This window comes from Staphylococcus sp. 17KM0847 (assembly GCF_013463155.1).
Lineage (GTDB): Bacteria > Bacillota > Bacilli > Staphylococcales > Staphylococcaceae > Staphylococcus.
In genome coordinates this window covers 167,314-190,610 of the sequence record NZ_CP040781.1, presented here as the reverse complement: position 1 = coordinate 190,610, position 23,297 = coordinate 167,314, and the positions used below count along the sequence as shown (strand labels likewise).

The window sequence follows — 23,297 nt, the reverse complement described above, 5'->3', positions numbered from 1 at the left end:
TAAGGGGGTTTTTATTTTATTATTTCAAATGTTCATACGGACTATTGTTCGCAAATGATAAAATCTGATCAATAAATAATTTTGCACGCAATTGAAATTCGTCGTTAGACAAGTACAGTGTCCCATCTTCTGTTCGATCATAATCAGAATCATGTGTCGCAATTTGTGTTGGTACTGCAATCCCTAACAATGAACGGACGATAACACGAAGATGTGATAGCGGTTCAGCACTTACAATACCTCCACTATTATTGACTAAACCAACCGGCTTCATCTTAAAATCATCCATCGTTAAATGATCTAATGCATTTTTTAAAATACCTGAATATGAACCATGATAATTCGGTGTTCCTAAAATCATAAAATCCGCTTCCCGTGCTAACTTTTTCAGCTGTTCAGCATTTTGTTGATACGTTTCAGGCACTTGGTTAACCTCTGTAAAATCCAATGTATGTATAGGTTGCTCTGCCAAGTCAAATACAGTGACTTCTTCATGGTGCGTTTCAATTTGTTCTTTTAAAAATTGTGCCAACGCCCTTGTATGTGAACCTTGCTGTGCACTTCCTACGATAATAAGACCTTTCATATTTCAACATCCTTTTCATCACTTTTTAATTTTTATATATCTAACACACGATAAATTGCTTTTGCTACGCCACTCTCTTCATTGCTCGTTGTAGTAAATGCTGCAATATCTTTAACTTCCGACATCCCATTCGCCATTGCTACCGGGTAACCTACACGTTCAAGCATAGAAACATCATTTAAGTTATCACCAATTGCCATAATTTCCTCTTTATCAATATCTAGTTGCTCAGCAATAGCGGTTAGTGCTACACCTTTTTGTGCTTGTACATGTGTAATTTCAATATTCCCCATTGAAGAAGAAGACACCGCTAAATTTGTATGTGTGGCTAACTTTTCTTTAACACGATTCAGTTTTTCTAAATCATAGTCAAATGCTAAAACTTTCATAATCAATTCACCAGGCACCGCTTCTACTTGTTTATAGTCCGATACCACTTTCAATGTTCCACGATCAATACGATATTGAACATGTTGTCGGATTTTCTCAATATTCGCTTGTTGTCCTGCATGTTTGGCAATATCCATATAAATCTCTATATCTCTTTCAGGATCTTCTGTATAAATACCTAAATTCGTATAAAGCTGATAATATATACCTTCTTCATGTAATATTTCTTGTACACTATGGTATAGTTCATCATTAATACTTGCCGTATGAATAATATTAAGACTTTCATCTCTTACTTCTGCACCATTTAAGCAAATATATGGGACTTTTAAGCCCGCCTCAGTAACAGGTGTATGTGCCTCATAAAAAGCACGACCTGTCGCAATCACAACCGTAATACCCTGTGATTGTGCATATTGTATCGCTTTGATATTTTCTTCGGATACCTCATGTGCTGCATTTAGCAGTGTACCATCCATATCTGTGGCGATTAGCTTAACCATTCCTTATTCCCTCTCTTTACTTTATTCTCTCTATTTACAATATTGCACTTGATGTTTAAGACATACACAAGTAGTGTACCAAAGTTTCAAAAAACAATGTTAAATTTTGTTTTCGATAAAAATGTTCTATTGTGAACACTTTTTATGCTGTCGGAGTGCTTTGAAAAAAGACTTCAGAATTTCACTACATGAATACGACAGTACCCCTGTGATGATATCCGCTCGATGATTCATACGCGTATCTTGAATGAGATTCATCAAACTTCCACTGCACCCCCCTTTAGCATCATCTGCACCATACACGACGCGTGCAATACGACTCATCACAATTGTACCCGAACACATGACACAAGGTTCCAAGGTAACATAAAGTGTACAGTCTTCTAAACGCCATGTCCCTAATGCCTCTGCTGCACGTTCAATTGCTAAGTGTTCTGCATGTGCAGTCGGGAGTTGCAATGTTTCCCTTAAATTATATGCACGTGCAACCACATGGTCATCTTTCACAATCACTGCACCAATTGGCACTTCTCCTTGCTTTGCCGCCTTTCTCGCCTCGTCTAATGCAAGTGACATATAATATTCATGACTTCTCATAACAGAAATTGCCTCACTTATGTTAAAATTTGTAATACTGACTACATGAGATGGAGCGAACAAAATATGACTAAACCTTTTATCGTTATCGAGGGGCCGATTGGTGTTGGTAAGTCCTCACTCACACACAAGTTGAGTCAATCTTATCATTTTTATGAAGCAAAAGAAATTGTCGGGGAGAACCCTTTTCTCTCAGATTTTTACGAGGATATTTCAAAGTGGAGTTTTCAAACAGAGATGTTTTTCCTCTGCAATCGCTACAAAGCTTATCAAGACTTAGCAATGCTCGATCAAGGTATTGTTTGTGACTATCATATATACAAAAACAAAATTTTCGCACGCAATACACTTTCTAAAGCTGAATATGCTAAGTTCTCACGTATTTATGACATTTTAACAGAAGATTTAATAACGCCTGACTACACAATTATATTAGATGCGGATTTAGCAGTGTTAAAACAGCGCATTGCTAAGCGTGACCGTAGTTTTGAAGTACATATAGAAGATGATTACTTATTAAAATTAAAAGCCGATTATGCTGCTTATTATAAAGCGTTATCACAAGAGGGGCATAACGTACTATGGATTGATACAACTGATATGGACTTTGTCGCTAATACCAAAGACTATCAAACTGTATTAACACGTATTAATGAACTTATTGGAGGAACCACACATGAAAAACTATAATATCCCATCTGATGCTATTATTACAATTGCCGGTACGGTAGGTGTCGGGAAGTCATCACTCACGCGTGCACTCGCTAAAAAACTCAACTTCCGTACATCTTATGAAAATGTCGATCATAATCCTTATTTAGATAAATTTTATGATGATTTCCGTCGATGGAGCTTTCATTTACAAATTTATTTTTTGGCTGAACGTTTTAAAGAGCAAAAGCGTATGTTTGAATATGGCGGAGGTTTCATTCAAGATCGCTCGATTTATGAAGATGTTGATATCTTTGCCAAAATGCATCAAGAACAAGGTACAATGACACAAGAAGATTTTGAAACATACTCTAATTTATTTAGTGCTATGGTCATGACACCTTATTTTCCAAAACCCGATGTATTAATTTACTTAGAGTCTGACTATGATAGCATTATTGATCGTATCAATGCACGCGGCCGCCAAATGGAAATGGATACAGATCCCGAATACTGGCAAATGTTATTTAAACGTTATGATGAATGGATTAATCAATTCAACGCATGTCCCGTTGTTCGTATCAATATTAATGAGTACGATTTGTACGATGATCCCGATTCTATCGATCATGTTATTCATAAAACAGCTCATATTATACAAACTCATCGTCAAATCGATATGCGTTAGGCGATTAACAATATCGCAATTATACTGTAAGCGTATTAAAAAGTCCCAATTCCTTTTAGGTAGAATGACAACACTTTAGACATTCAAAAAGATTTTGTCATCCTACCTTCTATTTAAGTGATATTGTATCCAAGTACGCTAATAATCTTGTAACATCATCAAGTACAATGTCCGCTTTATCAAATGTTGCTTGTGTTCCTAAACCTGTACGTACTCCTACCGTTCGTAAGCACCCTGCATTATACCCCATTTGCATATCCAAATCTGTATCTCCAACCATTACCATCTCTTCACCTTTGATACCTTTTTCCCACAAGGGTTGTAATAATCGAGCATCTGGTTTTTCATAATGATGGCTATCTGTTGAAATCACACAATCAAACACTGTTTCAAATCCTGTTGTTGTTAAAAAGTGATGCATACCAGAAGCATTATCTCCCGTGACAATAGCTAAGTGATAGCCTCGCTCTTTTAATGTGTAAAGCACCTCAGAAACCCCTTCATATAAGATACTCTCTGGTTCACGTGTATCGATCAACTGTTGACTTCGAGTTGCTGCCCATGAAGATGTATCCTCTTGTGTATACCGATTAAAAATACTTACCATATCTTCAAGAGAACCCGATGCCATTATACTTCCCGGTTTAAATGTGTCACCATCGATACCTATTTCTTCACATAACATTTCATATTGTTCAATATTAAAATGCTTACATACGTCATCAACAAGCTGTATACCGATTTTAACCCAGCTTTGATCAAATTCAATTAACGTTCCATCTTTATCAAACAAAATCCAACGTACCATCATATATCATCTCCCGTTGTCTTATCATACATACTTTAACATATTCTATTCATATCTTTTACTGATCCTCTCTACCGGATAATTCCAACCTAAAAATACGAAACAGAAACTTTTCAGTATTAAAAGTTTCTGTTTCGTACGGCTCTATATTATTTTTAAATAGTGATAAAATATTTGAATATCCGACTCAATATTGATCTTATAATTCAATATTCTCATTATTTGCGATCATAACGTGGTACTACTAAACGCCAATGATGTGGATCATCTAACTTACCACTTTGAATGCCTGTATAATGATCATACAATGTTTGTGTAACTTGACCTGTTTCATTATTATTGATGACAATCTTCTTATCTTTAAACTGAAGTTCACCTACTGGAGAGATAACTGCTGCTGTCCCCGTACCAAAAACTTCTTCTAATTCGCCTTTTTCATAGTGTTCGATTAACTCATCAATAGATACACGACGTTCTTCTACTTCATAGCCTAATGTTTCTGCCAATGCAAGGACAGTTTTACGTGTAATACCCGGCAAAATACTGCCATTTAATGCTGGCGTCACAACTTTTCCATTAATAACAAAGAAGATATTCATACTTCCGACTTCTTCAATGTATTTTTGTTCTACACCATCTAGCCACAATACTTGATCAAAACCTAGGGCATTGGCATTGGCTTGTGCTAATAAACTGGCTGCATAGTTACCCGCTACTTTGGCAAATCCAACACCTCCACGGACAGCACGTACATACTCATCTTCAACATAAATTTTTGTTGGTCTTAACGAATCTCCACCATAGTATGATCCTGATGGTGATAATAACACGAGTAAACGATATTTTTTCGATGGTGCAACACCTAATACACCGTCTGTCGCAAATACGACTGGACGAATATATAAAGATTGTCCTTCGCCCTCTGGTACCCAATCACGCTCAACGTCAACTAATTGCTTTAGTCCTTCTAATAAGAGTGCTTCATCAATGCGCGGCATTTTTAAACGTTCTAGTGACATATTGATACGTTTAAAGTTTTCTTCAGGTCTAAATAGAACCACTTCACCCTTGTGTTTATATGCTTTTAGTCCTTCAAATACAGATTGACCATAGTGAATACTTTGTGCAGCGGGTGAGATTTCAATCGGCGCATACGGTACAATCTCTAAATCATGCCACCCTTGATCTGCCGAATATTCAAAGCTCAACATATAATCTGTAAATACTTCGCCAAATGTGAGAGAAGATTGATCTGGTTTCTCTTTTAACTGTTGACGTGGTTCAAGTTTCACTAATTCTGTCATAATAAATGCCCCCTGTAATCTATGTAAATGTAATAAAAGCATTATACCAACCATATCATCACAATTCAATGAGTTTTTCGAAAATTAAATTTATTCTTAACAATTATATTGTTTATGATATTTCAATATGAAAAGTCGCTACAATTCATGAATATCATTGCAACGACTTTTATCGAAAACACTCGGTAATGGTACCTAGTTTTTATACATTTTTGTTCGCTTCTTTTTCTTGAATTGCCTCAAGCATACGTTGAGTCATCGTTTCGAGATCATATTTAGGATTAAAGCCCCATTCACCACGTGCACAACTTGTATCAATACTATCTGGCCAGCTTTCTGCAATACCTTGACGTACTGGATCAACGTCATAATCTAATGTGAAGTTTGGATCATGCTTTTGAATTGCTTCTTTAACCATTTCTGGTTCGATACTCATAGCACTCAAATTATAAGCATTACGGTTAATTAATTTACCACCGTCTGCCTCCATTAATTGAATGATTGCGTCAATTGCATCATCCATAAACATCATGTCCATATATGTTCCACGATCAATGTAGCTCGTGTATTTTCCTTCGCGTACAGCTTGGAAATAGATATCAACTGCATAATCCGTTGTACCACCACCAGGTTCTTTAATATATGAAATTAATCCCGGAAAACGCACACTACGCGTATCTACACCAAACTTAGAAAAGTAATAGTTACATAATAATTCACCTGATACTTTATTTACACCATACATGGTATTTGGACGTTGAATTGTGACTTGTGGCGTATTCTTCTTAGGTGTGTCTGGACCAAATGCACCGATTGAACTTGGAGTGAAAAACTGCAAATCATATTTACGTGCAGCTTCCAAAGCATTGACTAAACCACCCATATTTAAATTCCAAGCTAATAATGGCTTTTGCTCCGCTGTTGCAGATAATAATGCAGCCATATGCATCATTGTATCAGGCTTAAACTCTGCGATTAATTGTTCCATTTTTTCAGCATCTGTCACATCTAATATTTCAAATGGACCTTCTGCAACAATAGAACCTTCTTCTGGCTCGCGAATATCTGTTGCTAATACATTGTCATTGCCATACAATTCGCGACATTTCGCAACAAGTTCTGTACCAATTTGTCCAAGTGCCCCTGTAATAAAGATTTTTTTCATGGATCAACACATCTCCTAACTGTCTTTATATAAAATACATATGTTCTTCTCAATAGGTTTTATCTTTGTTTTTCATCTGTATTATAGCATTAAAACGCTTACTTGTACACGGAGAGGGGACATACTAAGTTATGTCTACAAACTTATTTTTAATATATGATCATAAAAAAGCAACTACACACTTTATTGGGTAGTTGCTTATAAATGCTATATTTATAGTTAAATAATTTCTAACTCTTTACCTACACGCTCATATACTGCTAATGCTTCATCTAACATTTCTTTCGTATGTGCAGCTGTCGGCATATTACGTACACGTCCTGTTCCACGTGGCACAGTTGGGAATACGATAGATTTTACATATACACCTTCATCCATTAAACGCTTACTAAAGGTTTGTGTTTTCTTTTCGTCTCCAATAATCACTGGTGTAATCGGCGTTTCTGACTCACCCGTATTAAAGCCTAGTTGATTCAAACCTTCTTTTAAATAGTTTGCATTATCCCACAGCTTATCATGTAACTCTGTTGATGCCATAAGCTTTTCTACTGCTGTCGTAATTGCTTTAGTATCTCCAGGTGCTAACGATGTTGAAAATAAGAATGGACGTGATTGTACTTTTAACCAATCGATTAGCTTTTGAGAGCCTGCAACATATCCGCCTACAACACCAATTGCTTTTGATAATGTCCCAATTTGGAAATCTACTTTATCTTGCAGACCAAAGTGTTTCACTGTTCCTGCACCTTTACCCATAACACCTGAACCATGTGCATCATCAACATAAACCATGATGCCATATTCTTCACAGATTTCAACAATTTCTGGTAATTTTGCAACATCACCATCCATGCTGAATACACCATCTGTAATATACATGACTTTATTGTATTGACCTGACTCAACAGCTTCTTTAGCTTTTTCACGTAAGTCATCCATGTCTGAATGTTTTACACGAATAATTTTAGCTTTCGATAAACGACACCCATCGATAATAGATGCATGGTTTAATTCGTCTGATAAAATAGCATCGTTTTTATTCATTACTGCAGAAATAGCTGCCATGTTACAATTAAAGCCTGATTGATATGCAATAGCTGCTTCTGTTCCTTTAAACTTTGCAAGTGTTTTTTCTAACTCATCATGCAAATCTAATGTTCCGTTGATTGTACGAACAGCACCTGCACCTACACCATGTGAATCAATCGCTGCTTTAGCTGCTGCTTTCAAGTCTGTATCTGTTGCAAGACCTAAATAGTTATTAGATGATAAGTTAATATATGATTTGCCTGCAATAGTAATTTTTGGTCCATTTGCCCCTTCTATGGTGTCAATCTCGTTGTATAATCCATTGTCTTTGAGATAGTTAATATTTTCCTCTAGAAAGTCGTGTAATCTTTGTACCACGATTTATTCCCCTTTCTTATTCTTTAATTCATCTTTATCATAACCCATTTTGAACAAACTTAAAAGCGCGTGTATAATATTATCATAATATTTACTAAGGAGAGGAATACTATTGACGGATTGGTTTCAACGCGCATGTGAAAAAGAGAAAGATATGATTGCAACACGTCGCCATCTACATCAATATCCTGAACGTTCATTTAAGGAAATCCAAACACACGCTTATATTTTACAGCGCCTGCAACAACTTGATTTTACAATTCAAGACAAAGTCGGGGAAAACGGTATTGTTGCCTCGATTCACGGTAAAGCTGACGGTCCTACTATTGCTTTACGTGCTGACTTTGATGCTTTACCCATTGAAGACTTAAAAGAGGTGCCCTATCGTTCAAAAATACCTGGTGTCATGCATGCATGTGGACATGATGGACATACCGCTATTCTACTCACAGTAGCTGAGCTTTTGCATGAACATCGTACGCATCTTAAAGGAAATGTCGTTTTAATTTTTCAATATGGTGAAGAAGAAATGCCTGGCGGTGCTCAAGGAATGATTGCTGACAATGCTTTAGTCGGTGTAGATAAAGTTTACGGCAATCACCTGTGGAGTGGCTATCCTACTGGAACAATTCATACTCGTCCGGGACCCATGATGGCACAACCTGATGAATTTAATATTACACTCTATGGCAAAGGAGGACATGGGGCAAAACCTCACGAAACCATTGATCCTATTGTGATTATGGCTGAATTTATATTAAGTGTACAAAAAATTGTGGCTCGTACGATCAATCCTGTCAATCAAGCCGTTATCTCTTTTGGCAAAGTTGAAGCGGGAGAAGCAGACAATGTGATTCCGGATACAGCATATTGTCGGGGAACGGTACGTACATTTAATCCCGAAGTTCAACAACATATTTATAATAAAATGGATAAACTTTTGCAAGGTCTCGCATTAGCTAATGATATTACTTATGATTTAAATTATATTAAAGGCTACCTCCCCGTTTATAATCATGATGCATCTGCACATATTGTTAAAAGCGCTGCCAATACACTTAATTTTCGTTATCATGATGCTGAACTTATGATGATTGGAGAAGATTTTTCATACTATTTACAAGCGCGTCCTGGTGCATTTTTCCTTACAGGATGTGGCAATAAAGAGAAACAAAGTGACTGGCCACATCATAGTCCACATTTTGATATTGATGAATCTGCTATGAAATATACAGTCAGTACTTTTATGAAGATTTTAGAGTTAGAAAATGTTTTATAGTCAAAAAGTGTAAATACGCTATTTCTATATGGATGAAGTTCTTAAAGAAATACAAAAAAGCTAGCGCACGATGCGCTAGCTTTTACGATATATCACTTAAAATTAAGCGTGGATTTCAGTTACAACACCTGATCCAACTGTACGGCCACCTTCACGGATTGAGAAACGTGTACCGTCTTCGATAGCGATTGGAGAAATTAATTCAACTTCCATTTCTACGTTATCGCCAGGCATAACCATTTCAGTACCTTCTGGTAAGTTTACAACACCAGTTACGTCAGTAGTACGGAAATAGAATTGTGGGCGGTAGTTTGAGAAGAATGGTGTATGACGACCACCTTCGTCTTTTGATAATACATAAACTTCCGCTTTAAATTTTGTATGTGGTGTAATAGAACCTGGAGCAGCTAATACTTGACCACGTTGTACATCTTCACGTGAAACACCACGTAATAATGCACCGATGTTGTCACCAGCTTCAGCATAGTCTAATAATTTACGGAACATTTCTACACCAGTAACAGTTGTTTTAGAAGATTCTTCAGCTAAACCGATGATTTCTACTTCTTCACCAACTTTGATTTGACCACGTTCAACACGGCCAGTTGCTACTGTACCACGACCAGTGATTGAGAATACGTCCTCAACTGGCATCATGAATGGTTTGTCAGAATCACGTTCTGGAGTTGGGATGTAGTCATCTACTGCTTGCATTAACTCAAGAATTTTTTCTTCGTATTGTGCATCGCCTTCTAAAGCTTTTAATGCTGAACCAGCGATTACAGGTACGTCATCACCTGGGAAGTCGTATTCAGATAATAAGTCACGAACTTCCATTTCTACTAATTCTAATAATTCTTCATCGTCAACCATGTCAACTTTGTTTAAGAATACAACTAATGCTGGTACACCAACGTTACGTGATAATAAGATGTGCTCACGAGTTTGTGGCATTGGACCGTCAGCAGCAGATACTACTAAGATACCACCGTCCATTTGTGCAGCACCAGTAATCATGTTTTTAACATAGTCAGCGTGACCTGGGCAGTCAACGTGTGCATAGTGACGTTTGTCAGTTTGATACTCGATGTGTGAAGTATTGATTGTAATACCACGTTCTTTTTCTTCTGGTGCGTTGTCAATCATATCGTATGATTGTGCAACACTGTCACCATTTTTAGCTAATACAGTTGCGATTGCAGCTGTTAAAGTTGTTTTACCATGGTCAACGTGACCGATAGTACCAATATTGGCATGTTCTTTTGAGCGATCGAATTTTTCTTTTGCCATTATGAAATCTCTCCTCTTTAACTTAAAAATTTTAATATCTCTCATGAAAGTTACTCACCAACATGAGATAGATAATCTTTATTACCTTTATAAAGCATTTTACTAAAAAAATCAATTTATAAACAAGGGAAGTTCACACTTAGTGATTATTCACCTTTGTTTTTTTTGATAATCTCTTCAGAAATTGATTTTGGTACTTCTGCATAATGATCAAAGTACATTGTGTAAGTACCGCGACCTTGCGTATTAGAACGCAATGATGTTGCATAACCAAACATTTCTGAAAGTGGTACATATGCATTAACAACTTGTGCATTACCACGTGCTTCCATACCATCTACTCGACCACGACGAGCAGTTACATCACCCATGATATCACCAAGATACTCTTCTGGCATTTCAATAGTAACTTTCATCATTGGTTCTAATAGTACAGGTTCACATTTTTTAGCAGCTTCTTTAAGTGCTAATGATGCAGCAATTTTGAAGGCCATTTCAGATGAGTCGACATCATGGTATGAACCATCAAATAATTTTGCTTTAACATCGATTAATGGATATCCCGCTAATACACCGTTTTCCATTGCATCTTTAAGACCCTGTTCAACTGATGGGATGTATTCACGTGGAACTACACCACCAACGATAGCATTCTCAAATTCAAAACCTTCACCCGTTTCATTAGGTGTAAATTCAATATGAACATCACCATATTGACCACGACCACCAGATTGACGAGAGAATTTACCTTGTACTGCAGCTGCTTGTTTGAATGTTTCACGGTAAGATACCATTGGTGCACCCACATTAGCCTCTACATTAAATTCTTTCTTCATACGGTCTACAATGATATCAAGGTGAAGTTCACCCATACCACCGATAATAACTTGACCTGTTTCTTCATCTGTATGTGCTTTGAAAGTTGGGTCTTCTTCTTGAAGTTTTTGAAGTGCTTGTGCCATCTTATCTTGGTCAGCTTTTGATTTTGGCTCAACTGATAAGTGAATAACAGGCTCTGGGAATTCCATAGACTCAAGAATGATGTCATTTTTCTCGCCACAAAGCGTGTCACCCGTTGCAGTGTCTTTAAGACCTACTGCAGCTGCGATATCACCTGAGTATACAGTGCTAATCTCTTGACGTGAGTTAGCATGCATTTGTAGGATACGTCCTACACGCTCACGTTTATCTTTTGTTGAGTTTTTAACATAAGAACCTGAAGTTAATGTACCAGAGTACACTCGGAAGAATGTTAATTTACCAACATAAGGGTCAGTCATAACTTTGAATGCTAACGCTGCGAATTCTGCATCATCATCAGCTCTAGCAATAACTTCTTCTTCAGGGTTGTCAGAACGATGTCCAACGATCGGCTTAACATCTAATGGAGATGGTAAGTAATCAATAACAGCATCTAACATAAGTTGAACACCTTTGTTTTTAAATGCTGTACCACATAATACTGGGTAGAATTCAACATCTGTTGTTGCTTGACGAATTGCGTCTTTAAGCTCAGCTACAGTAAGTTCTTCTCCACCTAAGTATTTTTCCATTAAATTATCATTAGTTTCAGCTACTGCTTCAATTAATGCTTCACGTGCTTCTTCTGCACGCTCTTGATAATCTTCTGGGATTTCAATTTCATCAATTTCTGTACCTAAATCGTTGTTATATTTGAAACATTTCATTTCAACTAAGTCAATGATTGCTTCAAACTCATCTTCAGCACCAATTGGTAATTGAATAGGTGCAGCATTAGCTTGTAAACGGTCATGTAAAGTGCTTACTGCATAATCAAAGTTTGCACCCATTTTGTCCATCTTGTTTACAAATACGATACGTGGTACACCATAAGTTGTTGCTTGTCGCCAAACTGTTTCAGTTTGTGGTTCTACACCTGATTGTGCATCAAGTACAGTTACAGCACCATCAAGTACACGTAATGAACGTTCAACCTCAACAGTGAAGTCTACGTGTCCAGGTGTATCGATGATGTTTACACGGTGACCATTCCATGCAGCTGTTGTTGCAGCTGATGTAATTGTAATACCACGGTCTTGTTCTTGTTCCATCCAGTCCATTTGTGAAGCACCTTCATGTGTTTCACCAATTTTATGAATACGTCCAGTGTAATAAAGAATACGTTCAGTAGTCGTCGTTTTACCAGCATCAATGTGCGCCATGATACCGATATTACGCGTATTTTTCAACGAAAAGTCTCTTCCCATGGGTATTCTTTCTCCTTCCAGAATATTGGATTAAATTATTAGATATAGCTTTACCCTAAGCAAGTGCAAGACAAAAGAATCAATAGCTATGCAGCATGTTGATGAGTGTCTATACGCTTCGTGCTCAGGGAATTAGCAATTATCTTACCAGCGGTAGTGAGCAAATGCTTTGTTCGCTTCAGCCATTTTGTGCGTGTCTTCACGTTTCTTAACGGCACCACCAGTGTTATTGGCTGCGTCTAAGATTTCGTTAGCTAAACGCTCCTCCATAGTTTTTTCACCACGAAGACGCGCATAGTTTACTAACCAACGTAAACCTAAAGTAGTACGACGCTCTGGACGAACTTCTACAGGTACTTGGTAGTTTGAACCACCTACACGGCGAGCTTTAACTTCAAGTACTGGCATAATATTGTTGATTGCTTCATCGAATACTTCCATAGCATCACGACCAGAACGTTCTTGAACTAGGTCAAATGCTGAGTAAAGAATACGTTGTGCAGTTCCACGTTTACCATCTAACATGATTTTGTTGATTAACTTTGTTACTAGCTTAGAGTTGTGAATTGGATCCGGTAACACATCTCTTTTAGGTACTGATCCTTTACGAGGCATAATACAAGTCCTCCCTTCCTATTATAATATATTTATCATTAAATCGTCTTAAATTTTAAATTGAGTTTCCAATTACGAAAACTTATTTTTTAGGTTTTTTAGTACCGTATAATGAACGGCTTTGCATACGACCGTCAACACCTGACGTATCTAATGCACCACGTACGATATGGTAACGCACACCAGGTAAGTCTTTCACACGTCCACCACGAACAAGTACAACACTGTGTTCTTGTAAGTTGTGTCCGATACCAGGGATATATGCGTTTACTTCGATATTGTTAGATAAACGCACACGTGCATATTTACGTAACGCAGAGTTTGGTTTCTTAGGTGTCATAGTACCCACACGTGTACATACACCACGTTTTTGTGGTGAATTTAGCTTTGTGAATTGTTTTTTCTGACTGTTGAAACCTCTATTTAAAGCAGGTGAATCTGATTTTTGAGTTTTGCTCTTTCTTGGTTTACGTACTAATTGGTTAATAGTAGGCATTTAAGTGTCCTCCTCTCTCATCTTCTTAATTCCACACATCCAGGTGGTTCATTTTAAAGTTAAATAAAATTTAGTAAGCATTACTACTTACTAATCTCATTTTAGCAAAGCAACTACTGTTGCTTTCACTTTTATACCAACATACTCTCCAAGCACTTGTCGACTTGAAAAGAATTCAATAGGTATCTTATTTTGATTGGCAAAGCTTAACACGCGTGCTAATAGATGCACATTCACATCTTCACCTATAATCAATTGTTTAACGCGTTGTCTCTTCAATGCTTTTAGCGTCTCTTTAAGACCAACAACGTAGGCTTGCCCATTGAAGCGTGTGACTTTTTCATTAGACATTTACATATCCTCCAAAGTACTGCTTGCATCAACCTTTACTATATTATCATCTCTCTAAATGGTTCGTCAACACTTATTATCTATAAATATATAAATTTTGCAGTACTTTCTATATTATACGCTATCACGTATCGCACATATAACCCAAAAGTTCAACAAATTGAAGATAGAGCAACAAAACCTTTGTTATCATTAAGGTTTTATTGCTCCATCAATCACAACTAGGTTTAAGAATTTTAATATCATCTTCTTAAACACTATCAAGTGTTGTTAAAAATTTATAGTCACTTCTTCTTTGTTTACCGATATATTGTTCTCATGATCAATCTATGATTTTACGGTACAACAATAATTATTCAGTCATAAGTGGCTCTTCTATATTACGGGGCATTTCTTCTTTTTCAAGTGACACATCACTATAACGTTTCATACCCGTACCAGCTGGAATAAGCTTACCGATAATAACGTTTTCTTTAAGACCGAGTAAGTCATCTCGCTTACCTTTTATCGCTGCGTCTGTAAGAACACGTGTTGTTTCTTGGAATGACGCTGCAGATAAGAAACTTTCTGTCTCAAGTGATGCTTTTGTAATACCTAGTAATACTGGTTTTGCTGTTGCTGGACGCTTACGCTCTTTGAATGCTTCACGGTTTGCATCTGTAAAGTTGTGAATATCTACTAATGATCCTGGTAAAAGTTTCGTATCTCCTGCTTCGATAATACGAACTTTACGCAGCATTTGACGTACCATGACTTCTACGTGTTTATCATCAATTTCTACACCTTGCATACGATAAACTTTTTGTACCTCTTTCAATAAGTAGGCTTCAGTAGCTGTTAAACCGGCTACGGCTAAGTAGTTTTTCGGTTCGATAGATCCTTCTGTTAATACTTCGCCACGTTCAACAGATTGACCGATTTCCACTTTTAAGCGTGATGTCCCTGATGCAAGATATGAGCGTGTTTCATTGGCACCTTTAACAACGATTTCTTGTTGTCTGTCTTTGCCAACTGTGATGTTATCAATGACACCCTCTATCTCTGTAATAACAGCTTGACCTTTTGGATTACGTGCTTCAAAGATTTCTTGAATACGTGGCAAACCTTGTGTGATATCGCTACCTGCTACACCACCTGTATGGAATGTACGCATTGTTAACTGTGTACCTGGTTCACCAATTGATTGAGCGGCAATCGTACCTACTGCTTCACCCACTTCAACTTTTTCACCAGTTGCTAAGTTTTTACCGTAACATTTTTCACATACACCGTGACGTGTGTTACATGTAAATGCTGAGCGAATATACATTTCCTCAATGCCAGCATCTGTAATCTCTTTGGCAATTTCAGCAGTGATTAGTTCATCAGGACGGATAATGATTTTATCTGTTTCTGGATGACGAATTGTTTCTTTAGAATAACGGCCTTCAATACGTTCGATAAATGGTTCAATCATCTCAGTGCCTTCTTTAATGTCTGAAACAAGTAAACCACGATCTGTACCACAGTCTTCTTCACGTACAATAACATCTTGTGCAACATCAACTAGGCGTCGTGTTAAGTAACCTGAGTCAGCCGTCTTCAATGCTGTATCGGCAAGACCTTTACGCGCACCGTGTGTTGAGATAAAGTACTCTAAAACAGTCAATCCTTCGCGGAATGATGATGTAATTGGCAACTCGATAATTTTACCAGATGGAGCGGCCATCAAACCACGCATACCTGCTAATTGTGTAAAGTTCGATGCATTACCACGAGCACCCGAGTCACTCATCATAAAGATTGGGTTGGTTTTATCAAGGGATTTCATCAGTTTTGCTTGAATTTTATCTTTTGCTTGTGTCCAAATCTCAATAACCGCATTATAACGTTCTTCTTCTGTTAATAAACCACGACTAAATTGTTTTTGTACACGTTCAACAAGTTTTTCTGATTCATCCAAGATTTCTTGTTTGTCTGGTAGTACAACGATATCTGCTACACCTACTGTAATACCTGCTTTTGATGAGTATTTAAATCCTAAATCTTTCATCAAGTCAAGCATCATTGATGTGTCTGTAATACTGAAACGATTAAACACTTCTGCGATGATGTTTCCTAAGAATTTTTTATTAAATGGTGGTACAAGTTCAGTTTCTTCAAAGTATGCTGCTAAACCACCTTCACCAAGCTTAGATGCATCAACAAAATATTTATCCGGTGTGCTTTTCTCTAAGTTTGTCGCTGTTGGTTCGTTGATGTATGCAAATGAATCTGGAATGATTTCATTGAAAATCACTTTACCAACAGATGTTGTTAAAATTTTACGCTTTTGCTCTTCAGTAAATGTTGGATTGTTAAATGATGATGCTTGTACACCGATACGTGTGTGTAAATGCACATGACCATTGGCATATGCTTTTAATACTTCATTTGTATCATTAAACAACATACCCGTGTTAACAGCATCTTTACGCTCTAATGTTAAATAGTAGTTACCTAATACCATGTCTTGTGATGGTGTAACAACTGGTTTACCATCCTTAGGGTTCAAGATGTTTTGTGCTGCTAACATAAGCATACGTGCCTCTGCTTGAGCCTCTTTAGATAATGGTACGTGAACAGCCATTTGGTCCCCGTCAAAGTCTGCGTTATATGCTGTTGTCACAAGTGGGTGTAGACGAATTGCACGACCTTCAACCAATGTCGGTTCAAACGCTTGAATACCTAATCTGTGCAAGGTTGGTGCACGGTTTAAAAGTACTGGATGTTCCGTAATAACATCTTCTAAAACGTCCCACACTTCATCTTCAGTTCGTTCAATTTTACTTTTCGCATTCTTAATATTTGTTGCAATTTCACGTTGTACAAGTTCTTTCATTACGAATGGTTTGAACAACTCAAGTGCCATCTCTTTTGGTAAACCGCATTGATACATTTTCAAGTTTGGACCTACTGCGATAACCGAGCGTCCAGAATAGTCTACACGCTTACCAAGTAAGTTTTGACGGAAACGCCCTTGCTTACCTTTAAGCATGTGTGATAATGATTTCAACGGTCTGTTACCCGGACCTGTAACCGGACGTCCTCGGCGACCATTGTCAATTAATGCATCAACCGCTTCTTGTAACATACGTTTTTCATTTTGAACAATGATACCAGGTGCACCAAGGTCTAATAAGCGTTTCAAACGATTGTTACGATTGATGACACGACGATACAAGTCGTTCAAGTCACTTGTCGCAAAACGACCACCATCCAGTTGAACCATTGGACGAATTTCAGGCGGAATAATTGGCAGTACATCTAAAATCATCCATGCCGGGTTGTTCCCAGAGTTTCTAAATGATTCTACAACTTCTAAACGTTTAATAGCACGTGTCAAACGTTGACCTGTTGCCGATTCAAGTTCGTCACGTAACAATTTTAATTCTTCGTCTAAATCAATTTCCTCTAATAAATCTTTAATACCTTCAGCACCCATTTTGGCAGTAAACTGCCCAGGGAACTTACTGTAATAATCACGGAACTCCGCTTCAGAAAGAAGTGTTTTCTTTTCTAAGCCGGTCGGACCAGGGTCTACTACAACATATGAAGCGAAATAAATAACTTCTTCTAAAGAACGCGGTGACATATCCAATAAAAGTCCCATGCGACTTGGAATACCTTTAAAATACCAAATATGTGATACAGGTGCTGCAAGTTCAATATGTCCCATACGTTCACGACGTACTTTTGATTTTGTTACTTCTACACCACAACGGTCACAAATCATACCCTTGTAGCGTACACGTTTGTATTTACCACAGCTACATTCCCAATCTTTTGTTGGTCCAAAAATTCTTTCACAGAAAAGACCATCTTTTTCAGGTTTGAGTGTACGGTAATTAATTGTTTCTGGCTTTTTAACTTCACCATAAGACCAAGAGCGAATTTTTTCTGGTGAAGCGAGTCCTATTTTCATGTAATGGAATTTATTTACATCAATCAAGGAGCCTACCTCCTTTAGTTTAAATTAGCTATGCAAATTGATTGATAACAACATCTTTATTTCAATGTGATGGTGAAGGGCAATATAATACCCCTCACACACCTTTATACTAGACGATAAGTAGATTATTCATTCGTTTCTTGTTGTGCTTCAGGTACATTATTCGCTTGTTGCTCACTAAGTTTACGATCTGGAACGTCATCTTCTTCGATGTCACGCATTTCGATTTCATTGTCTTGATCGTCCATCACTTTAACATCTAAACCTAAACTTTGAAGTTCTTTCATTAATACGCGGAATGATTCTGGAACACTTGGTCTTGAGATGTTTTCACCTTTTACGATGGCTTCATATGTTTTTACACGTCCGACTGTATCATCAGATTTGTATGTCAAGATCTCTTGTAGCGTGTATGCTGCACCGTATGCTTCAAGTGCCCATACCTCCATCTCACCGAATCTTTGACCACCAAATTGTGCTTTACCTCCAAGTGGTTGTTGCGTTACGAGTGAGTAAGGTCCTGTTGAACGTGCATGAAGTTTATCATCAACCATGTGTGCAAGTTTCAACATGTACATCACACCCACAGAAATACGGTTATCGAACGGCTCACCTGTACGTCCATCATACAGTACAGTTTTACCGTCACGTGCCATTCCTGCTTCTTCAATTGTTGACCATACATCATCATCATTCGCACCATCAAATACTGGTGAAGCGACATGAATACCTAAGTTTTTAGCAGCCATACCTAAGTGTAACTCTAATACTTGTCCAATATTCATACGAGATGGTACACCTAGTGGATTTAACATGATATCAATTGGGCGTCCATCTGGTAAATATGGCATATCTTCTTCTGGAACAATTTTAGAGATGACACCTTTGTTACCGTGACGACCACACATTTTATCTCCGACATGAATTTTACGTTTTTGAACAATATAGACGCGCACCAATTGGTTAACCCCCGGTGAAAGGGAATCGTCTCCTTCTTCACGATTGAAAACTTTCACGTCTAATACGATACCACCTGCACCATGTGGAACACGCAATGATGTATCACGTACTTCACGGGCTTTTTCACCGAAGATCGCATGTAATAAACGCTCTTCTGCTGTAAGTTCTGTCATACCTTTAGGCGTTACTTTACCTACAAGAATATCACCATCTTTTACTTCTGCACCTACATACACGATACCTCGATCATCTAAGTTTTTAAGTGCATTTTCAGAAACATTTGGAATATCACGTGTGATTTCTTCAGGCCCGAGCTTAGTATCACGTGCTTCTGATTCATATTCTTCAATATGAATAGAAGTGTAGACATCATCTTTTACTAGACGCTCACTCATAATAACGGCATCCTCATAGTTATAACCGTCCCACGTCATAAATCCAACAACGACGTTACGGCCTAATGCCATTTCACCTAATTCCATTGAAGGACCATCAGCTAAAATTTCACCTTTATCTACCACATCGCCTACTTTAATAATCGGACGTTGGTTATAACAAGTTCCTGAGTTAGAACGTTTAAATTTTGCTAATGGATAGCGATCAAGTTCTCCTTCACGTACTTCTCCATTGTCTTCTATTAAACGACGTACTAGGATTTCTTTGGATTGCACATGCTCTACACGACCATGATGTTTAGCAATAACAGCCGCACCAGAATCACGAGCTGCCACATGCTCCATACCTGTTCCTACAAATGGGGACTCAGGATTCAGCAATGGCACTGCTTGACGTTGCATGTTTGCACCCATTAAGGCACGGTTTGAGTCATCGTTTTCTAAGAATGGAATACATGCTGTCGCTGCAGATACAACCTGCTTCGGTGACACGTCCATATAGTCCATTTTTTCTTTAGCCATAGTTGTATTATTACCACGGAAACGACATACAATCTCATCATCAATAAATCGACCGTTCTCATCTAAGCGTGAGTTTGCCTGTGCAACAACATAACTGTCCTCTTCATCCGCTGTCAAATAGTCAATTTGGTTTGTAATCGTATTTGTTTCAATATCTACTTTACGATAAGGTGTTTCAATAAAACCAAATTCATTGACACGTGCGTAACTTGATAATGAGTTAATCAATCCAATGTTTGGACCCTCAGGCGTTTCAATAGGACACATACGACCATAGTGAGAATAGTGTACGTCACGTACTTCCATTTGTGCACGTTCACGTGTTAAACCACCCGGTCCTAAAGCTGACAGACGTCTTTTGTGCGTTAACTCTGCAAGTGGGTTTGCCTGATCCATAAATTGTGATAACTGCGAACTACCAAAGAACTCTTTAATTGACGCAATAACCGGACGAATATTAATTAACTGCTGTGGTGTGATTGAATCTGTATCTTGGATTGACATTCTTTCACGCACAACACGTTCCATTCTTGATAAACCAATACGGAATTGGTTTTGTAACAATTCACCTACTGAGCGTAGACGACGATTACCTAAATGGTCAATATCATCTGTATAGCCAATGCCATGCAATAAATTAAAGAAGTAAGACATAGACGCTACGATATCAGCTGGTGTAATACACTTCACTTCTGAATCTGGGAAGGCATTACCAATTACGGTAGTTGTACGCCCTTCTTCATCATTTGGTACATATACTTTAATAGATTGAACTTCTACCGGCTCGTCAACAATGCTATCAGGTAATTCATAAACTTGCGCATTAGCATTGGACTCAAGCACTTCCATAATTTCATCTAATTTACGTCGATCCAGCACTGTTCCTTCTTCAGCAACAATCTCACCTGTCTCCGTATTCACAATAGGCTCAGCTAACTTTTGGTTAAATAAGCGATGTTTTAAGTGTAACTTCTTATTTGCTTTATAACGGCCTACACTCGCCAAGTCATAACGTTTTGGATCAAAGAATCGTGAGTATAATAAGCTCTTTGCATTTTCAAGTGTTGGTGGCTCACCTGGACGTAAGCGCTCATAAATTTCTAATAACGCTTGGTCTGTGTTTTCTGTGCTGTCTTTTTCTAACGTATTGCGTAGATATTCATTATCCCCGATTAAATCAATGATTTCTTGGTCTGTTGAATATCCTAAAGCACGAAGCAACACTGTTAATGGAAGTTTTCTCGTTCTATCAATACGAACATATACAATATCTTTCGCATCTGTTTCATATTCCAACCATGCACCACGGTTTGGAATTACAGTTGCATCGTAGTTCACACGACCATTTTTATCTAACTTTTCATTGAAGTATACAGATGGTGAACGAACTAATTGTGATACAATAACGCGCTCTGCACCATTGATGACGAATGTGCCCGTTTCAGTCATTAATGGAAAATCTCCCATAAATACTTCTTGATCTTTCACTTCGCCTGTTTCTTTAATAATCAAACGTACTTTAACGCGTAATGGTGCTGCATACGTCGCATCACGGTTTTTAGACTCTTCTAAATCATATTTTGGTTCACCTAATCGATAATCAACGAACTCTAAAGATAGGTTGCCCGTAAAGTCTTCTATCGGAGAGATATCTCTAAACATCTCTAAAAGCCCTTCTTTTAAGAACCAGTCATATGATTTTGTTTGAATCTCAATTAAGTTTGGTAATTCTAATACTTCTGAGATTCTTGCGTAGTTTCTACGTTTACGATGTCTTCCATATTGGACAAATTGACCTGCCAAACAGATTCACCCCTCAAATATTGTGTCGTACTTATACTGCAATGTATATCAAGACAAAAAGAAAACGGCAGCACATATTTGATGACACCATTTTCTATTATAATCACGATATTTATTCAATGTTACAATGAAACTAGAATTGCAAAAGTACACACTTGTTGAACATAATTTTTTCATCTTACTACTTTACCATACATATCATTCAAAATCAATGTTTAACACTCTTTAATATATGATAACCCTTACTATTTTTGATGGAGGATACATTTCCAAATATATCTGCCATTTTTTTCTTAGCTGAAGGCATACCTTGCTTTTTTTGGATAACAACATAAAGTACACCGTCTTCTAATAATTTAGCAAATGCATCCTCTAATATTTGATGAACCACTTTTTTTCCAGCTCTAATAGGAGGATTTGTTAAAATATAGTCTACTGATGCATCAGCCACTTCAGTCAGTCCATCACTTTCTTTAATAATAATATTATCAATATGATTGCGCTGTGCATTTTTTCTTGTTAATTCTAAAGCACGATGATTTACATCGAGCAATATAATATGATCATGAGGTGCTACTTTAGCAAGTGTTAAGCCGATTGGACCATAGCCACACCCGACATCTATTATTTTTTTAGCTCGTCCCGGCGGATGCTCATTTAAGAAAGACTGAACTAACAAGTCTGATCCATAATCTACTTTATCTCTTGAAAAAACACCTGCATCTGTTAATAAACGTAAGCCGTGCTGTCGATATTGATAAATAATTTCTTTTTGATCTGACACTACGTCAGGATGTTTGTCATAATAGTGGCTCATATACTTTAACACCTCATTCTCACATCATTACTCTATTTTATTCATATCTCTATATTCAAAAACCCGCTATTTCTTGAAATAGCGGGTTTTCATTTATCAATGAATTATTTTAATTCTACTGAAGCGCCAACTTCTTCTAATTGTTCTTTAAGTTTTTCAGCTTCTTCTTTTGGTAACGCTTCTTTGATGATGCTTGGTGCACCGTCAACTAATTCTTTAGCGTCTTTTAAGCCTAAGCCAGTTGCTTCTTTAACTGCTTTAACAACTTTGATTTTTGATGATCCAGCTGAAGTTAACTCAACATCAAATTCAGTTTTCTCAGCTGCACCTTCTCCGCCTGCTGCACCTGCTGCTGCAACTGGAGCTGCTGCTGTTACACCAAATTCTTCTTCGATTGCTTTAACTAAATCGTTTAATTCTAAAACTGACATTTCTTTAATTGCTTCAATGATTTGCTCTTGATTAGCCATGT

General features: G+C 37.4%; 19 protein-coding genes. 3 read left to right on the top strand and 16 right to left on the bottom strand.

Features of this window, described 5'->3' with window-relative positions; genetic code table 11:
* Window positions 1-19: 19 nt before the first annotated feature.
* The 3 genes from FGL66_RS00935 to tadA all read right to left on the bottom strand — a co-directional run bounded on the left by FGL66_RS00935 (window position 20) and on the right by tadA (window position 2,076).
* Entirely contained in the window at window positions 20-586 is a 567-nt protein-coding gene (locus tag FGL66_RS00935) for an NADPH-dependent FMN reductase (protein WP_180809751.1), read from the bottom strand.
* 32 nt (window positions 587-618) lie between these two features.
* Window positions 619-1,479 (bottom strand): Cof-type HAD-IIB family hydrolase, encoded by an 861-nt coding sequence (locus FGL66_RS00930; RefSeq protein WP_180809750.1) that lies wholly within the window; start codon window positions 1,477-1,479, stop codon window positions 619-621.
* Between the two features lie 126 nt (window positions 1,480-1,605).
* Window positions 1,606-2,076 (bottom strand): tRNA adenosine(34) deaminase TadA, encoded by a 471-nt coding sequence (gene tadA / locus FGL66_RS00925; RefSeq protein WP_180809749.1) that lies wholly within the window; start codon window positions 2,074-2,076, stop codon window positions 1,606-1,608.
* A 66-nt stretch (window positions 2,077-2,142) separates the two neighbouring features.
* Here tadA and FGL66_RS00920 point away from each other — a divergent pair, with 66 nt between their 5' ends.
* Both FGL66_RS00920 and FGL66_RS00915 read left to right on the top strand, forming a co-directional pair.
* Complete coding sequence (locus FGL66_RS00920; RefSeq protein WP_180809748.1) at window positions 2,143-2,766, top strand: deoxynucleoside kinase; 624 nt, start codon at window positions 2,143-2,145, stop codon at window positions 2,764-2,766.
* On the top strand, window positions 2,753-3,415 hold the full coding sequence (locus FGL66_RS00915) for a deoxynucleoside kinase (RefSeq protein WP_180809747.1): 663 nt from the start codon (window positions 2,753-2,755) through the stop codon (window positions 3,413-3,415). Before FGL66_RS00920 ends, FGL66_RS00915 begins: the two co-directional genes overlap by 14 nt.
* A gap of 109 nt (window positions 3,416-3,524) precedes the next feature.
* On the opposite strand, the gene FGL66_RS00910 is transcribed toward FGL66_RS00915, so the two are convergent.
* The 4 genes from FGL66_RS00910 to FGL66_RS00895 all read right to left on the bottom strand — a co-directional run bounded on the left by FGL66_RS00910 (window position 3,525) and on the right by FGL66_RS00895 (window position 8,099).
* Window positions 3,525-4,223 carry an HAD family hydrolase gene (locus tag FGL66_RS00910; protein WP_258007287.1) on the bottom strand — a complete coding sequence of 233 codons (699 nt, stop codon included), beginning with the start codon at window positions 4,221-4,223 and terminating at the stop codon, window positions 3,525-3,527.
* Between the two features lie 218 nt (window positions 4,224-4,441).
* Window positions 4,442-5,527, bottom strand: a complete 1,086-nt coding sequence (locus FGL66_RS00905) for a branched-chain amino acid aminotransferase (protein WP_180809745.1) — start codon at window positions 5,525-5,527, stop codon at window positions 4,442-4,444.
* A gap of 202 nt (window positions 5,528-5,729) precedes the next feature.
* Window positions 5,730-6,692, bottom strand: a complete 963-nt coding sequence (locus FGL66_RS00900) for an NAD-dependent epimerase/dehydratase family protein (protein WP_180809744.1) — start codon at window positions 6,690-6,692, stop codon at window positions 5,730-5,732.
* Window positions 6,693-6,911: 219 nt separating this feature from the next.
* Window positions 6,912-8,099: a glycine C-acetyltransferase gene (locus FGL66_RS00895; RefSeq protein ID WP_180809743.1), complete on the bottom strand. Its 1,188-nt coding sequence runs from the start codon at window positions 8,097-8,099 to the stop codon at window positions 6,912-6,914.
* Window positions 8,100-8,211: 112 nt separating this feature from the next.
* Between FGL66_RS00895 and FGL66_RS00890 the strand changes: the two genes are divergently transcribed.
* Window positions 8,212-9,378, top strand: coding sequence for an amidohydrolase (locus FGL66_RS00890; RefSeq protein ID WP_180809742.1), 1,167 nt, complete (start codon window positions 8,212-8,214; stop codon window positions 9,376-9,378).
* A 102-nt stretch (window positions 9,379-9,480) separates the two neighbouring features.
* Here the strand turns inward: FGL66_RS00890 and tuf are convergent, their stop codons facing one another.
* The 9 genes from tuf to rplL all read right to left on the bottom strand — a co-directional run bounded on the left by tuf (window position 9,481) and on the right by rplL (window position 23,295).
* A complete protein-coding gene (gene tuf / locus FGL66_RS00885; protein WP_180809741.1) occupies window positions 9,481-10,668 on the bottom strand; it encodes an elongation factor Tu in 1,188 nt (395 codons plus the stop codon).
* Window positions 10,669-10,814: 146 nt separating this feature from the next.
* Window positions 10,815-12,896, bottom strand: coding sequence for an elongation factor G (gene fusA / locus FGL66_RS00880; RefSeq protein ID WP_180809740.1), 2,082 nt, complete (start codon window positions 12,894-12,896; stop codon window positions 10,815-10,817).
* Between the two features lie 144 nt (window positions 12,897-13,040).
* The gene (rpsG, locus tag FGL66_RS00875; protein ID WP_014614746.1) at window positions 13,041-13,511 is read right to left on the bottom strand and encodes a 30S ribosomal protein S7; all 471 of its coding nucleotides are present in this window, start codon (window positions 13,509-13,511) and stop codon (window positions 13,041-13,043) included.
* A gap of 82 nt (window positions 13,512-13,593) precedes the next feature.
* Window positions 13,594-14,007, bottom strand: a complete 414-nt coding sequence (gene rpsL / locus FGL66_RS00870) for a 30S ribosomal protein S12 (RefSeq protein ID WP_180809739.1) — start codon at window positions 14,005-14,007, stop codon at window positions 13,594-13,596.
* 96 nt (window positions 14,008-14,103) lie between these two features.
* Window positions 14,104-14,358, bottom strand: a complete 255-nt coding sequence (locus FGL66_RS00865; RefSeq protein WP_180809738.1) for a ribosomal L7Ae/L30e/S12e/Gadd45 family protein — start codon at window positions 14,356-14,358, stop codon at window positions 14,104-14,106.
* Window positions 14,359-14,710: 352 nt separating this feature from the next.
* Window positions 14,711-18,328, bottom strand: coding sequence for a DNA-directed RNA polymerase subunit beta' (gene rpoC, locus FGL66_RS00860; RefSeq protein WP_374757665.1), 3,618 nt, complete (start codon window positions 18,326-18,328; stop codon window positions 14,711-14,713).
* Window positions 18,329-18,453: 125 nt separating this feature from the next.
* Window positions 18,454-22,008, bottom strand: a complete 3,555-nt coding sequence (gene rpoB, locus FGL66_RS00855; protein WP_180809737.1) for a DNA-directed RNA polymerase subunit beta — start codon at window positions 22,006-22,008, stop codon at window positions 18,454-18,456.
* 208 nt (window positions 22,009-22,216) lie between these two features.
* Window positions 22,217-22,825: a class I SAM-dependent methyltransferase gene (locus FGL66_RS00850; RefSeq protein WP_180809736.1), complete on the bottom strand. Its 609-nt coding sequence runs from the start codon at window positions 22,823-22,825 to the stop codon at window positions 22,217-22,219.
* Window positions 22,826-22,929: 104 nt separating this feature from the next.
* A complete protein-coding gene (gene rplL / locus FGL66_RS00845) occupies window positions 22,930-23,295 on the bottom strand; it encodes a 50S ribosomal protein L7/L12 (protein WP_180809735.1) in 366 nt (121 codons plus the stop codon).
* Between the last annotated feature and the right edge of the window lie 2 nt (window positions 23,296-23,297).

Excerpts from the sequence above, each read along its gene's own strand:
- FGL66_RS00935 (WP_180809751.1), bottom strand. The coding sequence starts at position 586 with ATGAAAGGTCTTATTATCGTAGGAAGTGCACAGCAAGGTTCACATACA.
- FGL66_RS00930 (WP_180809750.1), bottom strand. The coding sequence starts at position 1,479 with ATGGTTAAGCTAATCGCCACAGATATGGATGGTACACTGCTAAATGCA.
- tadA (WP_180809749.1), bottom strand. The coding sequence starts at position 2,076 with ATGAGAAGTCATGAATATTATATGTCACTTGCATTAGACGAGGCGAGA.
- FGL66_RS00920 (WP_180809748.1), top strand. The coding sequence starts at position 2,143 with ATGACTAAACCTTTTATCGTTATCGAGGGGCCGATTGGTGTTGGTAAG.
- FGL66_RS00915 (WP_180809747.1), top strand. The coding sequence starts at position 2,753 with ATGAAAAACTATAATATCCCATCTGATGCTATTATTACAATTGCCGGT.
- FGL66_RS00910 (WP_258007287.1), bottom strand. The coding sequence starts at position 4,223 with ATGGTACGTTGGATTTTGTTTGATAAAGATGGAACGTTAATTGAATTT.
- FGL66_RS00905 (WP_180809745.1), bottom strand. The coding sequence starts at position 5,527 with ATGACAGAATTAGTGAAACTTGAACCACGTCAACAGTTAAAAGAGAAA.
- FGL66_RS00900 (WP_180809744.1), bottom strand. The coding sequence starts at position 6,692 with ATGAAAAAAATCTTTATTACAGGGGCACTTGGACAAATTGGTACAGAA.
- tuf (WP_180809741.1), bottom strand. The coding sequence starts at position 10,668 with ATGGCAAAAGAAAAATTCGATCGCTCAAAAGAACATGCCAATATTGGT.
- fusA (WP_180809740.1), bottom strand. The coding sequence starts at position 12,896 with ATGGGAAGAGACTTTTCGTTGAAAAATACGCGTAATATCGGTATCATG.
- rpsG (WP_014614746.1), bottom strand. The coding sequence starts at position 13,511 with ATGCCTCGTAAAGGATCAGTACCTAAAAGAGATGTGTTACCGGATCCA.
- rpsL (WP_180809739.1), bottom strand. The coding sequence starts at position 14,007 with ATGCCTACTATTAACCAATTAGTACGTAAACCAAGAAAGAGCAAAACT.
- FGL66_RS00865 (WP_180809738.1), bottom strand. The coding sequence starts at position 14,358 with ATGTCTAATGAAAAAGTCACACGCTTCAATGGGCAAGCCTACGTTGTT.
- FGL66_RS00850 (WP_180809736.1), bottom strand. The coding sequence starts at position 22,825 with ATGAGCCACTATTATGACAAACATCCTGACGTAGTGTCAGATCAAAAA.
- rplL (WP_180809735.1), bottom strand. The coding sequence starts at position 23,295 with ATGGCTAATCAAGAGCAAATCATTGAAGCAATTAAAGAAATGTCAGTT.